General features: G+C 48.1%; 2 protein-coding genes. Both read left to right on the top strand.

Translation table 11 applies throughout. From position 1 onward, the window contains the following. On the top strand, positions 1-859 hold an 859-nt coding region (locus ABZ312_RS45040; RefSeq protein ID WP_500440222.1), incomplete at its 5' end, for a sensor histidine kinase. Then, positions 860-2,858 (top strand): hypothetical protein (locus ABZ312_RS45035; protein ID WP_500440221.1); only part of this gene is annotated, 1,999 nt, incomplete at its 3' end. It abuts the gene before it with no gap.

The following is a 2,858-nucleotide window of genomic DNA, read 5'->3' as shown; positions in this document are numbered from 1 at the left end:
GAAAAAAACGGTTCTCTCTGTCGAGGAAATCAGCAAATCGATTCCTCGCGAGCAGAAGCCAAAATTGATCGAGATTAGAGATACCCTAAAAGGGCAAGTGGAATATGTAAAGACAATAAAAAATGCACTTTCTATTGCAAGGGAAACGAGAGTTGAGCTACTCGAGCTAGCCAATATCGGTTTGGTGGTCGAGATCGTTATTCACGAGCTTTCACGCCTTACAGAAAGTACCGGGCAGCTCTTGACAGATCTCAAACAAAAGAGCGGAGACGGTGCCGTTCAGATCATAGACAATTTGCGTGGCCAGATTGTTGCCACAAACAAGCGTATTCGAACTGTCGACGCTATGAGCCCTTCAGGCCGCCATCGACGGGAGGTCTATGATGCGGTAGCTCAAACTAGAACGATTGTTTCCGGCTTCAAGAATCGCTTTGAGCGCCACGATATCGTCCCAGTAGTTACCCTGGATGACGTGGAAGCCAACGAATCAACCATTTTAAAAGTGAACATGGTTCGAGGCTTGATTTCTCAAGCGCTAGAAAATCTTCTGAGCAATTCAGTTTACTGGCTACAGCAAGGAATGCGTGATGGAGACGAGCAAAGAACAATCCGTGTAGAACTTGATTCGAAGGCGCTGACGATCAACGTCTGGGACAATGGACCGGGAATTGACCCAAGATACGGAAAAGAAATATTTAGACCATATTATTCTACGAGGAAAAAGGGAAAAGGGTTGGGCTTGTACATAGCATCTGAGCTTGTGGAATATCATGGCGGGAGTCTTTATCTAGACGAGACACCAGAGGCAGATGGTCGTTTGCGAACATTTGTCATTGAGTTACCCAAGGAGGAAAAATAGGTGAATACCGGGGGAAGCAGCGACAACAAGTTGGAGCAACCGCCGCAACCTGCATCTGCGGCACAACCAGCACCTGCTGCGATGCTTAAGCAAACACGCATTCTTGTGGTTGATGACGAACTTTGCGGACTGTCACATTCGCATCTGCGCGAACTAGTTGCGGATCCATTTGAGGACCTCAGTAGCCCGGAGTTTTCTGCGCTTTGGGACATTGTAAAAATAGTAAAGAATTTCGGTGAAGTCGAGGAATATGGCGTCGATGCAGCGCGCAGCTATATTTCGTCTGATGCCGTGGTCAATGAAGTCATCTTGTCCGCGGGATTCACTGCACATGCGTCACAGCCTTTAAAAGAAAAATTGCAACCATTCCTGAATCGCGCGAACGATATCGATAATCTTCGCCAAAATCTGGAAATGGCGTTTCCATCGCCTAGTCATTCGATAGAATATATTGAAGCACGGCCGGATCAAAAATCACTAATCGAGTACGACCTGATCATTCTTGACTTAGTTTTGAAGTCGAGTACGGCCGCCGTCGATCAGTTGATCGATTACCTTAGGGAATTAGGTGCACTTGGAGTCCCTCTTCCGTGCATTATCCTCATGTCTAGCCATAGAGAGCTGGTCGACTCGATCACGCGCTTTAGCGCGGGGTCAAAAATAAGTGCGGCTGGCATGATCATTCTTCCCAAGTCCGAAGTTAGGAAAAAGGAATTCGGGCATCAGGGTTTGAGTCTTTGTTACCAACAATTAGACCGACAGCGCGAGATCGCCGAGCGTATGCGCGTTTTCATGCGGACGTGGATAGGTGCGTTGAAAGATGCATCCGATAAAGCTAGTGAGGCGCTCTGGAATCTGGACGCCGCCGCAATGCAGGATCTCCATTTAACGGCGTTCAGTGACAATGATCCGTACGACGAATATCTAAGTGAACTCCTCGCACGCGAATACCTCTGGCATGTCGAGTCTAACTCAGCCGTTGGTACCGCCATCGAAAATTTAGATGAAACGTTTCAGAAATATTTAAGGCCTGGAGAAAAGGTAGCACTTGAAACAAGGTTTATTGCTCCATTCGTCAAACCCAAAAATGGTCGCGGACTAATTTCACATTTTACCTGGACTGGATTTGGTGTCCCAGATGCACTGGCGAATTTGAATACTCAAGATGCAATAAGCCGGTTCAATCGACTTGTACCTTTCGGAGCCGTCTTAGCACCGGAAGTACTGACCCCGGAGACAGAGTGCCTAGTTCACATAACTCAGCAATGTGATTTGAACCAGGCTGGCAATCCCAAAAGAATCGGACAGTCGGCGCAGTTCGCGGTAGCCTTGCCTGTAGCGGTTCAGGATCATCGGATGCCGCTGCATGCTACGGACCAGCTTGTTGCTAGAGGGCTCCCGATCGCAGGCAAGGAATATGATTTATGCCTTGCTAAAGGTCGACAGCTGGCCCTTCCCATTCCGAAGTTTGTCGATTATGTGAAGACAGAAGGATTGAGAGTAATTGGACGTCTCCGACATGACATTGCCATGCAGTTCTTGCTGGCAACCGCAAACCACATGACACGATGGGCGGCTCTCAAGGTCAAATCTGTCGAAGTCAAGAACGTTCGACTATATCTGCATGGCGCGAATTTTCCCAATGGGAATGTGTATTTGTCTGATGAAGATGCTCAGGCTTCGGCGACAACTGTACAAGTCTCGACACTCGATAAGTTGAACTATTTTCACGATGATGCGAGCATCCGTGTCGCACTATGGATAGCACGTGAGCTCGAGAATTTTTACCATGTCAAAGATATAGATGTTGCGCGACTTAGCAATATTCTTTGCTTAGGAGTTACAAACAATAGCAATCCACTGAAGCAGATCGTCGTGAGAATGATGGAAAAGACGAATGCGGAGATTGATGGGTGGCTTAAGGGTATGGCAGAACGGAGCAACTGCACCGGCGTCGCCGTGAACTGGCCGAGGAACGCGAGGAGCTGGAGCGCCGCCG

The sequence above is a fragment of the Streptomyces sp. NPDC006207 genome (genome assembly GCF_040613835.1).
GTDB lineage: Bacteria > Actinomycetota > Actinomycetes > Streptomycetales > Streptomycetaceae > Actinacidiphila.
The sequence above is the reverse complement of the archived record's forward strand: the minus strand, read 5'-3'. Positions and strand labels throughout refer to the sequence as shown.